General features: G+C 64.1%; 15 protein-coding genes. 7 read left to right on the top strand and 8 right to left on the bottom strand.

Annotation, left to right across the window (positions count from 1 at the left end; genetic code table 11):
- Positions 1-78: 78 nt before the first annotated feature.
- The 5 genes from AC4K8G_RS05040 to AC4K8G_RS05060 form a co-directional block, all read right to left on the bottom strand.
- Positions 79-1,326: a class I SAM-dependent methyltransferase gene (locus AC4K8G_RS05040; RefSeq protein ID WP_491733078.1), complete on the bottom strand. Its 1,248-nt coding sequence runs from the start codon at positions 1,324-1,326 to the stop codon at positions 79-81.
- A 10-nt stretch (positions 1,327-1,336) separates the two neighbouring features.
- Positions 1,337-2,311 carry a metal-dependent hydrolase gene (locus AC4K8G_RS05045; RefSeq protein WP_491733079.1) on the bottom strand — a complete coding sequence of 325 codons (975 nt, stop codon included), beginning with the start codon at positions 2,309-2,311 and terminating at the stop codon, positions 1,337-1,339.
- A 14-nt stretch (positions 2,312-2,325) separates the two neighbouring features.
- Entirely contained in the window at positions 2,326-3,336 is a 1,011-nt protein-coding gene (locus AC4K8G_RS05050; protein WP_491733080.1) for a 2-oxoacid:ferredoxin oxidoreductase subunit beta, read from the bottom strand.
- A 70-nt stretch (positions 3,337-3,406) separates the two neighbouring features.
- Positions 3,407-5,287 (bottom strand): 2-oxoacid:acceptor oxidoreductase subunit alpha, encoded by a 1,881-nt coding sequence (locus AC4K8G_RS05055; protein WP_491733081.1) that lies wholly within the window; start codon positions 5,285-5,287, stop codon positions 3,407-3,409.
- Positions 5,288-5,367: 80 nt separating this feature from the next.
- Complete coding sequence (locus AC4K8G_RS05060) at positions 5,368-6,354, bottom strand: DUF1176 domain-containing protein (RefSeq protein ID WP_491733082.1); 987 nt, start codon at positions 6,352-6,354, stop codon at positions 5,368-5,370.
- A 45-nt stretch (positions 6,355-6,399) separates the two neighbouring features.
- Between AC4K8G_RS05060 and AC4K8G_RS05065 the strand changes: the two genes are divergently transcribed.
- The 4 genes from AC4K8G_RS05065 to AC4K8G_RS05080 are packed head-to-tail and all read left to right on the top strand — an operon-like array spanning position 6,400 to position 10,386.
- The gene (locus tag AC4K8G_RS05065) at positions 6,400-6,870 is read left to right on the top strand and encodes an RNA pyrophosphohydrolase (RefSeq protein ID WP_491733083.1); all 471 of its coding nucleotides are present in this window, start codon (positions 6,400-6,402) and stop codon (positions 6,868-6,870) included.
- A 44-nt stretch (positions 6,871-6,914) separates the two neighbouring features.
- Positions 6,915-8,123 carry a hydrolase gene (locus AC4K8G_RS05070; protein WP_491733084.1) on the top strand — a complete coding sequence of 403 codons (1,209 nt, stop codon included), beginning with the start codon at positions 6,915-6,917 and terminating at the stop codon, positions 8,121-8,123.
- Positions 8,120-9,136 carry an arginine N-succinyltransferase gene (locus tag AC4K8G_RS05075; RefSeq protein ID WP_491733085.1) on the top strand — a complete coding sequence of 339 codons (1,017 nt, stop codon included), beginning with the start codon at positions 8,120-8,122 and terminating at the stop codon, positions 9,134-9,136. Before AC4K8G_RS05070 ends, AC4K8G_RS05075 begins: the two co-directional genes overlap by 4 nt.
- Positions 9,136-10,386, top strand: coding sequence for an N-succinylarginine dihydrolase (locus AC4K8G_RS05080; protein WP_491733086.1), 1,251 nt, complete (start codon positions 9,136-9,138; stop codon positions 10,384-10,386). The genes AC4K8G_RS05075 and AC4K8G_RS05080 overlap by 1 nt, the downstream gene beginning before the upstream one ends.
- 70 nt (positions 10,387-10,456) lie before the next feature.
- Here AC4K8G_RS05080 and AC4K8G_RS05085 read toward each other — a convergent pair whose 3' ends face one another.
- From AC4K8G_RS05085 to AC4K8G_RS05095, 3 genes are all read right to left on the bottom strand, one after another.
- Complete coding sequence (locus AC4K8G_RS05085) at positions 10,457-10,579, bottom strand: hypothetical protein (protein WP_491734463.1); 123 nt, start codon at positions 10,577-10,579, stop codon at positions 10,457-10,459.
- A 157-nt stretch (positions 10,580-10,736) separates the two neighbouring features.
- Positions 10,737-11,072, bottom strand: a complete 336-nt coding sequence (locus AC4K8G_RS05090) for a hypothetical protein (RefSeq protein ID WP_491733087.1) — start codon at positions 11,070-11,072, stop codon at positions 10,737-10,739.
- A gap of 52 nt (positions 11,073-11,124) precedes the next feature.
- Positions 11,125-11,385, bottom strand: coding sequence for a hypothetical protein (locus AC4K8G_RS05095; RefSeq protein ID WP_491733088.1), 261 nt, complete (start codon positions 11,383-11,385; stop codon positions 11,125-11,127).
- A gap of 237 nt (positions 11,386-11,622) precedes the next feature.
- Between AC4K8G_RS05095 and AC4K8G_RS05100 the strand changes: the two genes are divergently transcribed.
- The 3 genes from AC4K8G_RS05100 to AC4K8G_RS05110 all read left to right on the top strand — a co-directional run bounded on the left by AC4K8G_RS05100 (position 11,623) and on the right by AC4K8G_RS05110 (position 16,081).
- Complete coding sequence (locus AC4K8G_RS05100; RefSeq protein ID WP_491733089.1) at positions 11,623-11,799, top strand: hypothetical protein; 177 nt, start codon at positions 11,623-11,625, stop codon at positions 11,797-11,799.
- Positions 11,800-12,326: 527 nt separating this feature from the next.
- Entirely contained in the window at positions 12,327-13,406 is a 1,080-nt protein-coding gene (locus AC4K8G_RS05105) for a hypothetical protein (RefSeq protein ID WP_491733090.1), read from the top strand.
- Positions 13,407-13,615: 209 nt separating this feature from the next.
- Positions 13,616-16,081: a hypothetical protein gene (locus tag AC4K8G_RS05110; protein ID WP_491733091.1), complete on the top strand. Its 2,466-nt coding sequence runs from the start codon at positions 13,616-13,618 to the stop codon at positions 16,079-16,081.
- Positions 16,082-16,108 lie beyond the last annotated feature (27 nt).

Consider the following 16,108-nt stretch of genomic DNA (forward strand, 5'->3'; position numbering starts at 1 on the left):
GTGTTCGGGCTCGCGCTTACTGCCGCCGTGATCGGCGGCGGACTGGCAGCCGCCTTCTGGTGATCACGATCGCGGCGGTCAGTTCCTGACCATCGTGACCTGCGCGACATCGATCGCGCCGCCGCGAAAGCCGCCCTCGCAATACATCAGATAATAGCGCCACAAATTGTGGAACGCTTCGCCGAACTCGGCGAGATCGCCGCGTGCAACGGCGAGATTGTAGCGATTGCGCCAGCGCTTCAGCGTTTCGGCATAGTCAAGGCCGAAGCCATCGCGGTCTTCCCATGACAGTCCGTGCTCGCGAGCGAGGGTTTCGAACTGCAGCTCGTCGAGCAGCATTCCGCCCGGAAAGATGTAGGTCTGGATGAAGTCGGCGTTGCGCGCATAGCGGTCAAACAGTTCGTCACGCATGCTAATGAATTGAAGCGCCGCGCGACCGCCGGGCCTCAGGTTGCGCGCGATACAATCGACATAGGCCGGCCACCAGCGCTGGCCGACCGCCTCGACCATCTCGACCGAAGCGACCGCATCGAACTCATCAGCGGTGTCGCGATAGTCCTGAAGGCGGATCTCGATCCGGTCCGACAATCCTGCCTCGGCGATCTTCCGGTCCGCCCACGCCTTCTGTTCTTTTGACAGGGTGAGTCCGACGACGGAAACACCGCGCCTGGCGGCGGCAATGGCCAGGCTGCCCCAGCCGCAGCCGATCTCGAGCAGCCGCTGGCCGGGCTTGAGATCGAGCCGATCGAGCAGCAGCGCGACCTTGCGCCGCTGCGCGCCCTCGAGGCCCATTTGCCGATTGGCGAAGCGCGCCGAGCTGTAGGTCATCGTCTCGTCGAGCCACGACGAGTAGAAATCGTTGCCGAGATCGTAGTGCGCCGCGATGTTCTTGCGTGCCTTTCGCGGGGCATTGTCGCGCAGCCGGTGCGCGAGCGCGTTCACCAGCCGGAACGGCCCCTTGGCCCGCCCGACATCGCCAAGGGCGACGGCGTTGGCCGAAAACAGCTCGAAGATCGCGACCGGGTCGGGGCTTGACCATTCGCCAAGCGTCCAGGCCTTGTACCAACCGACCGAGCCAGAGGTTGCGAGCCGAACTAGCGAGAGCCAGCTCGACAGGTTGACCACAGCAGCGGGTCCCGCCGAGCGATATCCAATGCGGCGCATTGTTCCGTCGGGCAGGATCGCGTCGAACCCGCCGCACGCCATGCGCTCGTCGATCTGGTCGAGGACCATGGTGAAGGCAGGGGAGACTAAGCGGGCAAGAATCCCTCCGCCCGTCGAAAAGCGGCGGTCGGCGTGCACCAGATGTTCGCCCCGGGTGCTCATGATGGCCGAGTTATGAACTGGGAGGCGGATTGTCGAGCGGAACGAGGAAACTCGAATGCTGGAAGAAGCTGCGTACGCGCTTCGGCACGACCCGCGACCGCAGCGACGTGTAGAAGCGCTGGTCGGTCAAATAGGTCTTGCCGTCGAGGTGCAGCACGATCGGCATTCGCGACCAGACGAGAAAGGCGCGCACGTGGCGCTCACTCGCCTTGGCCTTCGCGAGCGCCGGATCATCGAGGCCGAGCGGCTGCACAGTCGGATCGAGCTTTACGCCATTGCGAAAATCGAACGACCCGCTGCCGAACGATTCCTTAGTCCTCCATTCGATCGAGCGCCGCCAAAAGGCGAACGGCGGCGGGCTGGAAACCACGAGCGTCGGCTCGAAGCCGCGATGGCGCAGTTGATCGGCCGCGGCATGCTCGACCCTCGCGCTCTCGCCGAGGTTGAAGGCGATGTAGCCCAGCATGAGCAAGCCTGCGATTTGAGCCGGCCGGCCGGGGTGCGGCTGGCGGAGGTCCCACCGGCGGGCTGACCAGCAGATACCGACGATCATCAGCAGCCAGTAAACCCAGTCGACGATGAAGATCGCGTCGCCGGAGCTCCAGCGCCAGCTGACCGGCGCGAGGAGAGCGATGGCGTAGGTCGTGAGCCAGTCGAGGAACGGGTGAGTGAGGACCGCGATGAAGGCGACAAGATACAATGGGGCGGGCCTGAATGCCAAAGCGTCCGGCCCGCCCGGTCGAAGGCGGTTGAGCAACCACAGGAAGCCGACGATCGCTGCGGCGAGAAACGGCCACGCGAACACCGCATGCAGGGGCCCGCGGTGGAATTCGATGCCGTCGACCGGGAAGGCGAGCGGCGCGAAGACATCGATGTCGGGCGCGTTGGCGCCGAGCAGACAGGCGGCCATGGCAAAGCGCGAACGACGACGAAGCCCCATCTCGCCGAGCAACGCGCCGGCCAATGTGTGGGTGATGTTGTCCAATCAGGCCGCGCGGATCACTCGGGTCGCGGCTCCTTTTCGACCTGCCAGGTCTGGCCCTTGGACACGAGCGCCTGGAGGTCCGGCGTCTTGCCTGATGCGGCTGCCGCATTCTGTTCGACCACCGCGGATTCAAACGTCGGCGCCGGGTCCTCATAGATGACCCCCAATGCAACCGGGAAGCTCGGCGGCATTTCGATCAGCATGGCCGCGACGCCGCGGTTCTTGGGGTCGTGCACGATCACCGACGGATCGTCGCCCTCGACCACCTTGAGGCACAGCCGCTCGGTGTCGAGCGCGAGACCCTTGGCGCCGCCCGCGAACAGCATCTTCTCCCCCGCCTGCAGCCACAACTGCTTGTCCTGCGCGACCGAGCGCTCGGTGAAGCTCGCAAAGACGTCGTCATTATAGACGACGCAATTCTGGTAGATTTCGACGAAGCTCGCGCCGCGGTGGGCGTGCGCTGCCTTGAGTACATCGGGCAAATTCTTGTGGACGTCGATGCCCCGCGCAATGAAGCGCGCGCCCGAGCCAAGAGCAAAAGCGCACGGCGTGACGGGCCGGTCGACCGAGCCGAACGGGGTCGACGGCGAGCGCGTGCCGACGCGAGACGTGGGCGAGTATTGGCCCTTGGTCAGCCCGTAGATCTCATTATTGAACAGCAGGATCTGGCAGTCGAGGTTGCGGCGAAGCACGTGCATCGTGTGGTTGCCGCCGATCGAGAGCGCGTCGCCGTCGCCGGTGATGATCCACACGTCGAGCTCGGGATTGGCGAGCTTCACGCCGGTCGCGACCGCGGCGGCGCGGCCGTGGATCGTGTGGAAGCCGTAGGTCGACATGTAATAGGGAAAGCGGCTTGAGCAGCCGATGCCGCTGATGAAGACGGTATTTTCGCGCGCGACGCCAAGGTCAGGCATCGTCCGCTGCACGGCCTTCAGCACCGCGTAATCGCCGCAGCCCGGGCACCAGCGGACCTCCTGGTCCGATGCCCAGTCCTTGGCGGTGGTGACGGGAGTCATGTCGTTCATGGGGCCAGCCAGTAAATGATGAGGACGATCGCGATCAGCATGATCACCATCGGGAAGACGTTCATGGGTTTCACGTCAGTGCCCGATCTATCGCCGCCTCGATTTCGGCGATGCGGAAGGGGTGGCCGGATACCTTCGTCAGCGGCTGCGCGTCGACCAGGTACTGGTCGCGGAGCAGCGTCTTGAGCTGTCCCATGTTCATTTCAGGCACGAGGATATGTTTGAAGCCCTTCAATAGGACAGACATGTTTTTGGGCATCGGCCAGATATGGCGAATGTGGACGTGGGCGACGTCCCTGCCCTCGGCGATCTTGCGGCGCACCGCCTGGTGGATCGGGCCGAAGGTCGAGCCCCAGCCGACCACCGCAAGCTCCGCGCCCTCGCGGCCGATGCATACGTCCTGGTCGGGGATCGAGTTGGCGACGCCGAGCACCTTGGCGGCGCGGGTGTCGGTCATCTCCTGGTGGGCCTGCGGCGAATAATCGATGTTGCCGGTACCGGGCTGTTTCTCGATCCCGCCGATGCGATGCTCGAGCCCCGGCGTGCCGGGCTTGATCCAGGGCCGCGCGAGGCCGTCGCCGCGGGCATAGGGCATGACCCCCTGCCCTTCGGCCGGCGGCGTGTCGAAGAATTTGACCGGGAAGGGCGCGTAGCCGCTCATGTCCGGCACGCGCCACGGCTCGGCGGCGTTGGCGATATAGCCGTCGGTCAGCAGGATCACCGGTGTCATGTAATGCGCCGCCACACGGCACGCCTCGATTGCGCAGCCGAACGCGTCGGCGGGCGAGCGCGCGGCGATCACCGGAATCGGGGAATCGCCGTTGCGGCCATAGACCGCCTGATAGAGATCGGATTGCTCGGTCTTTGTCGGCAAGCCGGTCGACGGGCCGCCGCGCTGCGAATTGACGATCACCAGCGGCATTTCCGTCATCACCGCGAGGCCCATGGCTTCGGTCTTCAGAGCGATGCCCGGACCCGACGACGAAGTGATCCCAAGCTGCCCCGCGTAGCTTGCGCCGATCGCCGCGCAGATCGCCGCGATCTCATCCTCCGCCTGGAAGGTGGTGATGCCATATTCCTTGAGGCGCGAGAGATGGTGGAGCAGCGCGGAGGCCGGCGTGATCGGATAGCCGCCAAAGAACATCTTCAGGCCTGCGAGCTGGCACCCTGCGACAAGGCCCAGCGCCAGCGCTTCGGCACCGGTGACGGTGCGATAGAGGCCCGGCTCGGCGGGCGCCGCGGCGATATGGTGCTGCTTGAACGGAGCGCCCATCTCCACCGTCTCGCCGTACGCGTGCCCAGCGTTGAGCGCCGCGATATTGGCTTCGGCGAGCTCGGGCGCCTTGGCGAACTTCGCCTTCAGCCAGTCGACGATCGGCTGGCGGTCGCGGTCGAACATCCACAGCGCAAGGCCGAGGGTCCACATGTTCTTGCAGCGCAGCGCTTCCTTGTTGCCGAGGCCGAACGGCTTCACCGCATCGAGGGTCAGCTGCGAGATGTTGAAGTGGACGACCTGCCACTTGGACAGGCTGCCGTCCTCGAGCGGGCTCTGCTCGTAACCGGCCTTGGCGAGGTTGCGCGCGGTGAACTCGCCTTCGTCGGCGATGATCAGGCCGCCTTCGCGCAGCGCCTCGGCATTCACCTTCAGCGCCGCGGGGTTCATAGCGATCAGCACGTCGGGCTGGTCGCCGGCGGTCTCGATCGCCTTCGAACCGAAATTGATTTGGAAGGCGGACACGCCGAACGTCGTGCCCTGGGGCGCGCGGATCTCGGCAGGAAAGTCCGGGAAAGTCGCAAGGTCGTTACCAGCGAGCGCGGTCGACAGGGTGAACTGGCCGCCGGTCAGCTGCATGCCGTCGCCGCTGTCGCCGGCGAAGCGGACCACGACGGCCTCAAGCGCCGGACGGGCCGTCGCTTCCTTTTCGGTGAGAAGATGGGTGGCTGTCGCCACTGACGAGTCCTTCACAAACGCGAGTGCTTGGGGTCGTCCTCTTTAGGACTGTGAGTGCGGATTCGCCACCGTCTTGTCGATCAGCGGTCAATCACCCGCGCGCGCCACACCGAGATGAAGTCGATGACGCCCCGGCACTCGCCCATCGTCTCGATCGCGACGAGGCGGAACTGCATCCCATCCCACACATAATGCTCGCGTCCGCCGCAATCGCCGATGCCGCGGCCTTTCATCCCTCCGTCGAGCCGTCGCGTCTTCGCGTTCCATGACAAGTTGTAGTGGAGATCGCCGTCGTCCTGCGTCTTGTCGTCGTCGAATTTGGCCGGCTGCGGCGGGCGCCCATCGACGATCACGAAATTGTCCGAGATGTAATTGTAGGCGCCGCTCTGACAGATGAGCGTGACCATCGCCAGGCTGTGCGTCGCATCGAGCCGATCCGCGCTGACGAGGTCGGGGTCCTTTTCATCGGGGCAGTCATTGTCCTTTCGGACCTTGGCGACGAACGCCGGCGACAATTTTGCCGCCGGCTTGGCGGAGCCTTCAACACTGTAGCGGATCGGGAGTGCCGGCGGCGGCGGCACGCTGCTGTCCGGCTTGTCGCCGCGACGGACCAACGCGCTGCGGGTCCCTAGCCGATGCTGCTGCTCATCCATGTACAGCAGCGCGGCCGTCGCGCCATTGACAAGCACGTCACCGGCAGACTTACCGGAAGTGTCGAAGGCTTCGACCGATTTGGCCGACCGTAGGATGTCGAGAAGGCGGACCGCATCGCGCGGTGCAACGACGAAGGCGTCGTCGTCATTCTTCTTGAGGCGCAGGCCAATCGCCTCGCCATCCGCGCGAAGGTCGGCAGGGCCTTCGTCGAAGCCGCGCAGCCACACCTGCGGCACGGCATTGGGCTCGGGACCGCGCCTCACCGTCACCGTCACGCCGACGTCGGCTTCCGGCATCATCGCCGAAGCCTGGCACAGCCGGCCGTTATCGCAGCCGACGATCCAGTCCTTGAACGTCTTGAGCACGCCCATCTGTGGCCCGATCGCGGCGGCAAGCAGGAAAACCCCCAACATGAGCCCAGTCTAGTCCGCCGGAGCTTCACCGGCTAGGCGAGCTTTATGTCTGATAGCGATCAATATCGACGTGGGGTCGGCGTCATGCTCCTCAATCAGGAGGGCAAGGTGTGGGTCGGGGCGCGCATCGATAATGACGCGGACGCCTGGCAAATGCCGCAGGGCGGGATCGATGAGGGCGAAGAGCCGTGGGCGACCGCGCTGCGCGAGGTTGAAGAAGAGACCGGCATTGCCCCGCACTTGGTCGAGCGCATCGCGGAATGCCCCGAGCGCCTCAGGTACCGGCTGCCTGACGAGCTCATCGGCGTGGTGTGGAGAGAGCACTGGGTCGGCCAGGACCAGGACTGGTTTCTGTGCCGTTTCCTCGGCCGCGACGAGGACGTGAACATCGCGACGCCGCACCCCGAGTTTCGCGCCTGGGAATGGGTGGAGCCCGCGCGGCTGCCGGAACGGATCGTCCCCTTCAAGCGCGACCTCTATCGCCGCTTACTAAGCGAGTTCGCGCAGTACCTCTAGGTGCCGGGGTGGCGTCCCTCATTCGGCGCGGCTAGGAGCCAGCCATGGGGGAATTGTCGACCACCGAGCGCGACACGATCGATCGCGCCGCCGCTTCACCGATGCTTGACCAGGTTCTTTCCTGGGCGGCGGTCAACAGCGGCTCGCGCAACCTCGCTGGCCTGGAGACGATGGCCGGCATCCTCGCCGACGCTTTCGCGGCGCTTCCCGGCGCGCTTCGGCTCGAAGCGCCGGGCAAGGTTGACACCGTCGACAGCGCCGGGCGCACGGTCGCAATCGAGCATGGCCGCCATCTTCATCTCAGCGTCCGTCCGTCCGCGCCGATCCAGCTCCTTTTCACCGGCCACATGGACACGGTGTTCGCCATCGATCATGCATTCCAGACGACCGATTGGCTCGAAGACGGCGTGCTTGGCGGCCCCGGCGTCGCCGACATGAAGGGCGGAATCGCAGTCATGCTGGCGGCGCTGAACGCGGTCGAAAATAGCCCGCTGGCCGACCGCTTCGGTTACGAAGTCGTGATCAACAGTGACGAGGAAGTCGGCTCGCTATCGTCGGCGCCGCTGCTCGCGCGTTCGGCGAACGGCAAGCGCGCCGCACTTACGTACGAGCCCGCGGCGCTGCCCGATGGAACGCTCGCCGGTGCTCGCCCGGGAAGCGGCAATTTCGGTATCGTGGTGCGAGGCAAGTCCGCGCACGCGGGCCGCAATCCTGAAGACGGGCGCAATGCGCTGCTTGCTGCTGCCGACCTCGCGCTGCGGCTGGCCAACCTCAAGCGCGATGGCCTCAGCGTCAATCCATCGCGGATCGAAGGCGGAAGCCCGAGCAATGTCGTGCCTGACCTCGCCGTGTTGCGCGTCAACTTGCGTCCGCGCACACCGGAGATTGAGGCCGAGGCCAAGCGCGCAATCGATGAGATCCTCGCCGCAATCGCCGCCGAGCATGACGTGCAGGTCGAGGCCAAGGGCGAATTCGGCCGGCCTCCAAAGCCGCTGACTGCCGACGCCGAAGCCTTGTTCAACCTGGTCAAGAGGGCTGGCCACGACCTCGGTCAGAAGATCGGCTGGCAACCGTCGGGCGGCGTCTGCGACGGCAACAATATCGCCGCTTGCGGCGTCCCCGTCGTCGATACGATGGGCGTGCGCGGCGGCAAGATTCACAGCATGGAGGAATATCTGATCGTCGAGAGTTTGGCGGAACGCGCCGCCTTGTCCGCGCTCACTATCATGCGCCTCGCCAACGGTGGCCGATGACCTATCGCCTTCGCGCCGCGCGCGCCGATGACGTCGATTCCTTACTGTCGCTGGCTGAGCTCACCGGCGGCGGTTTCACCAATCTCCCCCCCGACCGCCCGACGCTATCTGCGAAGATCGAGCGCGCCGGGGCGGGCTTCGGGCGTGCCGACGATACGCCCGGCACCGATCTTTACGTGTTCATGCTCGAGCACGTGCCGACAGGTGCGGTTCACGGCACCTGCCAGATCTTCGGCGCGGTCGGGATCGAACGGCCGTTCTATTCATACCTGATCTCGACGCTCACCCAGAAGAGTGAGGAGCTAGGCCAGATTTTCCGCAACCAGACGCTCAACCTCACCACCGATCTCGAGGGGTCGAGCGAGGTCGGCGGCCTGTTCCTGCATCCCGATGCGCGCTCGGGCGGCCTCGGCCTGCTCCTTGCGCGGTCGCGCTACCTGTTCATCAGGGCGCATCGCCAGCGCTTCGGGGACATGGTGCTGGCCGAACTTCGCGGGGTGCTCGACGAGCATGGCAATTCGCCGTTCTGGGATGCGCTCGGCGGCCGCTTTTTCGGCATGGCCTTCCCCGAGGCCGACGAGTTCAACGCTACCCATGGCACGCAATTCATCGCCGACCTTTTTCCCAAAGCGCCAATCTATGTCGCGATGCTCCCGGAATCCGCGCAAGCCGTGATCGGCAAACCGCACCCGACCGGCCAGGGCGCGCTCAAGATGCTCGAGAGCGAGGGCTTCGTGTGGGACGGCTATGTCGATATTTTCGACGGCGGTCCGACGGTTACGTCTCGCGTCGACCAGGTGAAAACCGTCCGTGAGGCCGCCGAATTTCTCGTCGCGGATAAACCGGCGACGGACGGCACCTCGATGCTCATCTCGACTGGAAGGCTCGACGAGTTCCGCGCTTGCTTCGGAACGGCCGCGGACCTGGGCAACGGAAGCCTCGCCATCGATGACGAAGCCCGCCGCCTGCTCGACGTGACCGCGGGCGACCCAATCGCGGTGGTCGCGCGCTGATGCCGCTCCGCGAGATCAACTTCGACGGGATTGTCGGGCCGAGCCACAATTATGCTGGGCTCAGCATTGGCAACCTCGCGTCGACCAAGAACGCGGGCCATGTGTCGGAGCCGAGGGCTGCGGCGCTCCAGGGCCTCGACAAGATGCGCGCCAATCTAGCGCTCGGTCTGTCGCAAGGGATCTTGCTCCCTCACCCGCGACCCAACCGGGCGTGGCTGGGCGAACTTGGCGCGACGATCGAGGATGCCGATGCGGTGCTTGCCGCAAACGCGATGTCAGCCTCGGCGATGTGGGCCGCCAATGCGGCAACCGTGTCGCCCGCGCCCGATACCGCCGATGGCAAATGCCACCTGACGGTCGCCAATTTGAAGACCATGCCGCACCGCAGCCACGAATGGCCCGCGACACTCGCCCAGTTGCGCGTGGCATTCGCCAGCGATGCGTTCGCGGTGCATGCCGCGGTGCCGCCGGCATTCGGGGACGAGGGCGCGGCGAACCACATGCGGCTGACATCCGCGCACGGCGAGCCCGGCGCCGAAGTATTCGTGTACGGCGTGTCGGGCGGCGCGTTTCCAGCCCGCCAGCACCTCGAAGCCTCCAGGGCCATCGCCCGGTTGCATCGACTGGATCCCGATCGCGTCGTGTTTGCCCAGCAGTCCGACGAAGCGATCGCGGCGGGCGCCTTTCACAACGACGTCGTCGCGGTCGCGAACGAGCGCGTGCTGTTCGCGCATGAGCTGGCGTTTGCCGACAAGGCTCCGCTGATCGCGGCTTGCGAGCGGCTCGTGCCGGGCTTGGATTATGTCGAAGTGCCGGTCGCCGAAGTGCCCCTTGGCGATGCGATTCGTTCGTACCTGTTCAACGCGCAGCTGGTGACCCTGCCAACTGGCGAGAACACATTGATCGTGCCGACCGAGGCGCAAGACACGCCCTCGGTGTGGACTTGGATCCAGAAGCATATCGCGGGCAACGGGCCGATCCGCCGCGTCGAAGTGGTCGACGTCCGACAGTCGATGGCCAACGGCGGCGGCCCTGCCTGCTTGCGCCTTCGTGTCGTTGCTGACCCAACGACCGTCGACTCCCGTTTCATGGTCGATGATGCGAAGCTGGATTGGCTTGCCGATGTGATCCGCCGCCACTGGCCCGAGCAAATCCATCACGACGACCTGCAGGCGCCCGCGCTGGTCGCGGATATCGAGCGCGCTCGCGGCGCCCTGCTCGAGGCTCTCGATTTGGGACAGCTGCTGTAAGGTTAATTGACGATTAGGAGTTTTCCTTAGCAGGGGAATGGCTCAAATCCGGCGTTGGCACGTTGCGTGCTTAACTATTGGAATGAGGTCCATGCTCCGCAAAATCGGCCGCCTGTTCACGATCAAGACCCGTCTCGAGGCGTTCCTCGTGATTTACGCCATCGCTGTCGGCGCGATCGAACGCGGCCAGCATTATATGGCCGTCTATCCGGGCTGGGGCGGATGGATGCTGGCGCTGGCCTGCACCGGCGTCGTGTTCCTCGCCGGGGGAAAACTCCTCGATGCCGTTCGTCCGGCGGAGCCCGCCGTGGTTCGCGGACCTTATGCGGCGCCGGCCCGGCGCCACGCGCTTATTGGTCGTAGTCGACCCATGCCCCTGCAGACGCGTCGCGGTTCAGAGTCACGGATTTCACGTCACATAGATTGACGCCGGCCCAGGTCACCGGGTTTCCGCCGACCGTCGCCTTGATATCGAACGCGCAATCCGGATCGTTGAAGCTAACTGATCCACGGGCACCGGCCGCCGGTGCCGTGCCCAGCGGCTTCCATTCCTGAGTCCCGGCGCGCCTGATCGACAGGCCGGCGAGGCCGCCGTCCGTGCCATTAACAAGCGTGAAGTTGGAGGCACCGGCCAAAGCCGGAGCCGACAGGCCGAGCGCGGCCAACGCCAGGACGAGCTTCTTCATGCGGCGGGCATACACCCGCGCGCATGAAGCATGAAACAAAATTTCGCTTAGATTAAGCGGCGTTGAGCTCGGCGTAGCTCGGCCGGCGGCCGCTCCAGAACAGCGGCGCCGCGGCCGGGCCGTGGTTCGACGCTTCCTTCAACGGCAGGGCCGTCGAGCAGAACGCGCATTCGGCCGACAGGCGGCCGATCAGCCAATGCGTGCGGCCGCAGCCGGGGCAGTGGTTGACTTCGCCATCATGGTACACGGCGTGATAGCCGCGGGCATTGGGATTGAACTGCCCCGCGCGGCGGGACTCAATCGAACTCAGCATGGTGCTTTCCTTCGAAACCATTTTGAAGGCTCAACGAGCGTCGAGTCGTTAGGTTTCAAAGACGATTCGTGAACTTTGCTTCAGTGTCGCTCGAGGGCCACTTGCTGTTCCATCGCGGGACAACAGTCGTTATGGATGCGAATCCATCGGCAGTTGGTTCCACCCTGCTGTGGATATTAACCATCTCTTAGCTATTCGGGGTGATGGTCTGGGGGTTCTCTAGCGGAGGGGGAGCCGGTGGAATCGAATGAGCGTTATTACCGCCGACGCGCGGTAGAGGAACGGATTGCGGCGCAACGGGCGGTCACCGAGGCCGCGCGAACCTGGCATGCCAAGCTCGCCGAGGACTTCGCCGCACGCGCCAGCGAATATACCACCGCCGCCGTTTGCACCCAGACTGCTATCGCTGGTTAGTATTGCCTTCCAGGCCCGGACTTCGCAGTGACGGGCGCATGGAGGACTGGGAACAGTTTTTCGAGGAAAAGAGCCGCAGGCGCGCCGATGTTGAGCGGCGCCGCGCGCGTGACCGTTTTGTCAGGACGGCGCTAGCAGCGGTGCTGATCGCAGGCCTGATTGTGGCGGCAGTTTACATCTCAAGCTGAAAAAGAGGCCCGCTCCCGCGCCAGCGAAGAGCGGACCCCCTGCTTGCCGGTCGCAGGGCAATCCGTCGGCCGGCCGACATTCCCTACGCTTAATCGCATTTGCGCTCACCTTATCGAAAGTTGTGTTTCCGATCCGAGGTGTCCCGACTCTCTCTCGGTCGAGGCAAACCGGGACAACAACATGGATTGTCCTAAACCCGGACAGGCGATCACCGGTTAACTTTCGATAACCTTTTTCGTTATCCGCGACTTGTTTAACAAGAAGTTAGCGGAGTCGAGTCGCCTCTACTCCACTGGGCAGTGCGTCCAAACAAACTGAGGCGAAGGGGCAATATACCAATGAAACGCGCAATTATCGCAGCGGCGGCGCTTCTGTCGTCGACCATCATGTCCACGCCGGGCTACGCTACGGTGAGCGGCGTGACCACGCCGTCGCCCGATCCTGCCGGGCTGGATGCAACCAACCTCGCCGCCGCGCAGCTGGTGTGCGACGGTGCCGCTACGCTCGCAGACGCCGATGGCCCGGCTGAGCTCAGCGACCACTATGCTGGTGCCGTCAACGAAGGCACGGTCACGCTTAAGAGCGGCCCGACCGAAGTCGGCACCGAGACAGATCGCACGCTGACCAGCGACAAGACGCCCGGCACGAGTGCGACCTACACTCCTGCGCATCGGGAGATTCTTGGCGATCCGTACCGCAACGGCGGAAGCGTCAATATGTTCGGCATTCAGCAGTCGGTTGGCGGCTATTACAGCACGAGCCAATACGACTTCGACGCGCAGTTCACGACGACCTTCACGCACCCCTATACGTGCGACATTTCGAAGGAAGTGTATCATGCTGCGGTGCACATCGAAGGTGAGCATCATGACGCCGTGCACCACAACCGCACCGGTCACTGGGTCCTTAATCCGGACTTCCACGGCAACGAAGAGGCCGCGACGCAGAACTGTATCGCGTTCAATTCGTCGCTGCCGGCGGGACCGCCGCAAGGCGGCCTGACCCAGGCCAACTGCCTCTATATTGTTGAGACGGAGGCGTACGACGATCCAGCCTATGACGATCCCGACACGGACATTCCCGCTTATTGGGATGAGCCGGTTGCGGTCGGAAACGTCCCTGGCGGTTCGTTCGACCAGACGCAGACTGATACGCTGAGCGGTCATGAGGACAATGGCGCGGGCTATTTCGACGCGGCAACGGTCATCATCGGCCAGGTCGTGGTTTGCATCTCGCCGACCACCGGTACGGCCAAGAAGCCGGGCGCGTGGGTGCTCAAGAACGGCTACACGGGCAGCAAGTGCACGACCGCATGGTATAGCGGAACGTCGCCGTACAGCCTGAGCAACTATGCCGGCACCAACATTCCGAACCTGAACACCGGCAGCCACAACTGGGTTACCGTTCCGGTCAACTAAGTTCGGCTAGCCTTGTACGAGTTGAAAAGCCCCGCCGGCCTTCACCGGCGGGGCTTTTTCATTCACCATTCTATAGTAAAAAGTACGCCAGGAGGGCAGCCGACGTGAGTATTCACGGGCTTGGAGCGGGGGGGCTTCGACTTCATTACCGGCAACTGAAGCGAGGCGCTTTAGCGGTGCTGCTCGCCGGTGCTGCAATTCCTGCCGAAATGGCCGTGGCTGCCGCAGCCCAAACACCGAACGATGACCAAAACCGCGAACCGATCATCATTACCGCGCCCTTGTTTCGCGACATTCAGCCGGAACGAAACCTCGATCCCGACGCAATCGAAAGCTACGGCGTCAGCACGATCGACGAGCTCATAGGCGAGGTTCAGGTCGAGCTTGGCGCGGAATCCGACGAGCCGCTGATCCTCGTCAACGGCCAGCGGATCAACGATTTGTCGGAGATCGGCGCGTTCCCGGTCGAAGTGCTCAATAACCTACAGGTGTTGCCGAGAGGGTCTGCGGTCGCGGTTGGCGGACGCGCTGGCCAAAGGGTCATCAGCCTGACGCTGAAGAAGCAGGCGAGGACGGTGACAGCGACGGCCGCCCACAAAGTCTCCACCGACGGTAACTGGAATGGCGAACGCGGCGAAGGCATCCTGACCTGGATCAAGGGTAACAAGCGAGCCAATCTGACCTTGCGCGCCCGCGATGAAAGCTCCCTGCTCGAGAGTCAGCGCGGCATCCTCCAGCCCGCGCCGCGCCTGCCCTACGCGCTGACAGGCAATGTGGTCGGCTACCCAAACTCCACCGGCGAGATTGATCCGGCGCTCAGTATACTCGCGGGCCACATCGTTACCGTTACGCCCGTGCCGTCCGGCAGCGCCCCGACGCTCGAGGACTTCCTCGCCCATGCGAACCAGCCGACGGCCACCGACCTAGGCCTGTACCGGACGCTGCGGCCGAGCACGCGCAATTACGACCTCAACGGCACATTCGCGACGCCGCTGGCCCCATGGCTGACCGTGAACGCCACGGCGCGGCTCAATCGCAGCAGCAGCCATGGCAAGCGCGGCTTGCCGGCGGCGCTTTTCATCGTCTCGGACACCAATGCGTACACGCCCTTTGGGAACGATGTCGGACTTGCCTTTTACGGGCCGACGCCGCTTCGAAGCACGGGCCACCGCAACGGCGGCGACGGGAACGTGACGTTCAACGCCAATTGGGGGCGTTGGAACGCGACCTGGAACTCCAGTTACCAGCAATCGAAAACCGTCAGTCGGACGGAAAGGGTCAGCTCGTCCAGCATCCACGTCGACGACGATGTGAATCCCTTCGCCACGAACCTCACCGACTTGCTCACGTTATCGAGCAGCCGGTTCACATCGCGGGCGAAGACAACCTCCTCGGTACTGACCGCCAACGGACCGCTGACCAACCTACCCGCCGGGCCGATCATTGCGACGGTCGAGGGCAAGGTCGTCTGGGATCGTATCCGCTCCGACAGCTTCTTTGGAAGCAGCGACACGCGCAGCGATTTCCGCCGTAATGAGCAATCCGTTCGCGGGGCCGTCGACATTCCGCTCACAAGCCGTGACAGCAACGTTCTCGGCGGCGTCGGCGACCTCGATGCCAACCTCGAATATGGCGTGAGCCATTTCTCTAACGTCGGTACACTCAATCATTATGCTGCAGAGTTGAACTGGCAGCCCGTCGAGGCGCTTCGGATCACGGGATCTTTCGAGCGGAACGACGACCCGGCGGCCGCCCAGACTCTGGGCGATGCCGTCACAATCACACCCGACGTGCGCACTTTCGATCCGCTGACCGGTCAAACCGTCGACGTGACCCAGATCACGGGCGGCAATCCGGACCTGAAGCCGCAAAAAACCGAAATCCGTCGCCTGAACGCGCTCTACAAGCTCGTGCCGAAGCTCAATCTGCAGTTGAACGCCGAGTATACCGACACCAACCGCAAGGATTTCGTGTCAGGCCTGCCCGAGGCCAGCGCCGCGGTCACTCTCGCCTTCCCCGACCGTTATGTTCGCGACGTGAACGGAGTGCTGACAACGGTCGATCTGCGGCCGGTCAACTTCGACTCCGAACGTGAAAAGAGGCTCCGCTGGGGCTTCAGCATGAACACCAAGATTGGTGGCGATCCAGTCTCGGCCGGTCCGCCAATTAAAGGCGCCAAGCGCGCGCCGCGCAGGCCAAGCACCTTCCTCCAACTCACTGCCAACCACACGATGGTGTTTTCCGACGAAATCGTGATCCGGAAAGGACTCGATCCCGTCGACGTACTCGGCGGCGGCGCCATCGGCATCGGCGGTGGACGCCTGCGCCACCAGATCGATGCTTCCGCCGCGCTAACCGCGGGCGGGACTGGCGCCCGCATTGGCATCAGCTGGCGCGGGAAGAGCGAGCTTCAAACGCGGGTCGGCGGGGTCACGGACACGCTGCGCTTCTCGCCGGTCATGCTGATCAACGTCCGCGCCTTCACCGACATGAGGCGATTTTTCCCCCATTCCGACTGGGCGAGGAGCCTTCGCTTATCCGTGGACGTCCTGAACATTTCCAATGACCGGCAGGAAGTCTACGATTCCCACCGCAATACGCCGCTGCCTTACCAGCCCGGCTATCGCGACCCGCTAGGCAGGACGATTGAGTTCGAGATTCGCAAGGTCTTCTAAGAGCCGTAAGCCAGGGTTGCGTGAGGC

This window comes from Sphingomonas sp. SP3, assembly GCF_058514305.1.

Coding starts and splice junctions, on each gene's coding strand:
- AC4K8G_RS05040 (WP_491733078.1), bottom strand. CDS start 1,326: ATGAGCACCCGGGGCGAACATCTGGTGCACGCCGACCGCCGCTTTTCG.
- AC4K8G_RS05050 (WP_491733080.1), bottom strand. CDS start 3,336: ATGAACGACATGACTCCCGTCACCACCGCCAAGGACTGGGCATCGGAC.
- AC4K8G_RS05060 (WP_491733082.1), bottom strand. CDS start 6,354: ATGTTGGGGGTTTTCCTGCTTGCCGCCGCGATCGGGCCACAGATGGGC.
- AC4K8G_RS05065 (WP_491733083.1), top strand. CDS start 6,400: ATGTCTGATAGCGATCAATATCGACGTGGGGTCGGCGTCATGCTCCTC.
- AC4K8G_RS05070 (WP_491733084.1), top strand. CDS start 6,915: ATGGGGGAATTGTCGACCACCGAGCGCGACACGATCGATCGCGCCGCC.
- AC4K8G_RS05075 (WP_491733085.1), top strand. CDS start 8,120: ATGACCTATCGCCTTCGCGCCGCGCGCGCCGATGACGTCGATTCCTTA.
- AC4K8G_RS05080 (WP_491733086.1), top strand. CDS start 9,136: ATGCCGCTCCGCGAGATCAACTTCGACGGGATTGTCGGGCCGAGCCAC.
- AC4K8G_RS05085 (WP_491734463.1), bottom strand. CDS start 10,579: ATGCTGGCCGCGTTCGATCGCGCCGACAGCGATGGCGTAAATCACGAG.
- AC4K8G_RS05090 (WP_491733087.1), bottom strand. CDS start 11,072: ATGAAGAAGCTCGTCCTGGCGTTGGCCGCGCTCGGCCTGTCGGCTCCG.
- AC4K8G_RS05095 (WP_491733088.1), bottom strand. CDS start 11,385: ATGCTGAGTTCGATTGAGTCCCGCCGCGCGGGGCAGTTCAATCCCAAT.
- AC4K8G_RS05105 (WP_491733090.1), top strand. CDS start 12,327: ATGAAACGCGCAATTATCGCAGCGGCGGCGCTTCTGTCGTCGACCATC.
- AC4K8G_RS05110 (WP_491733091.1), top strand. CDS start 13,616: ATGGCCGTGGCTGCCGCAGCCCAAACACCGAACGATGACCAAAACCGC.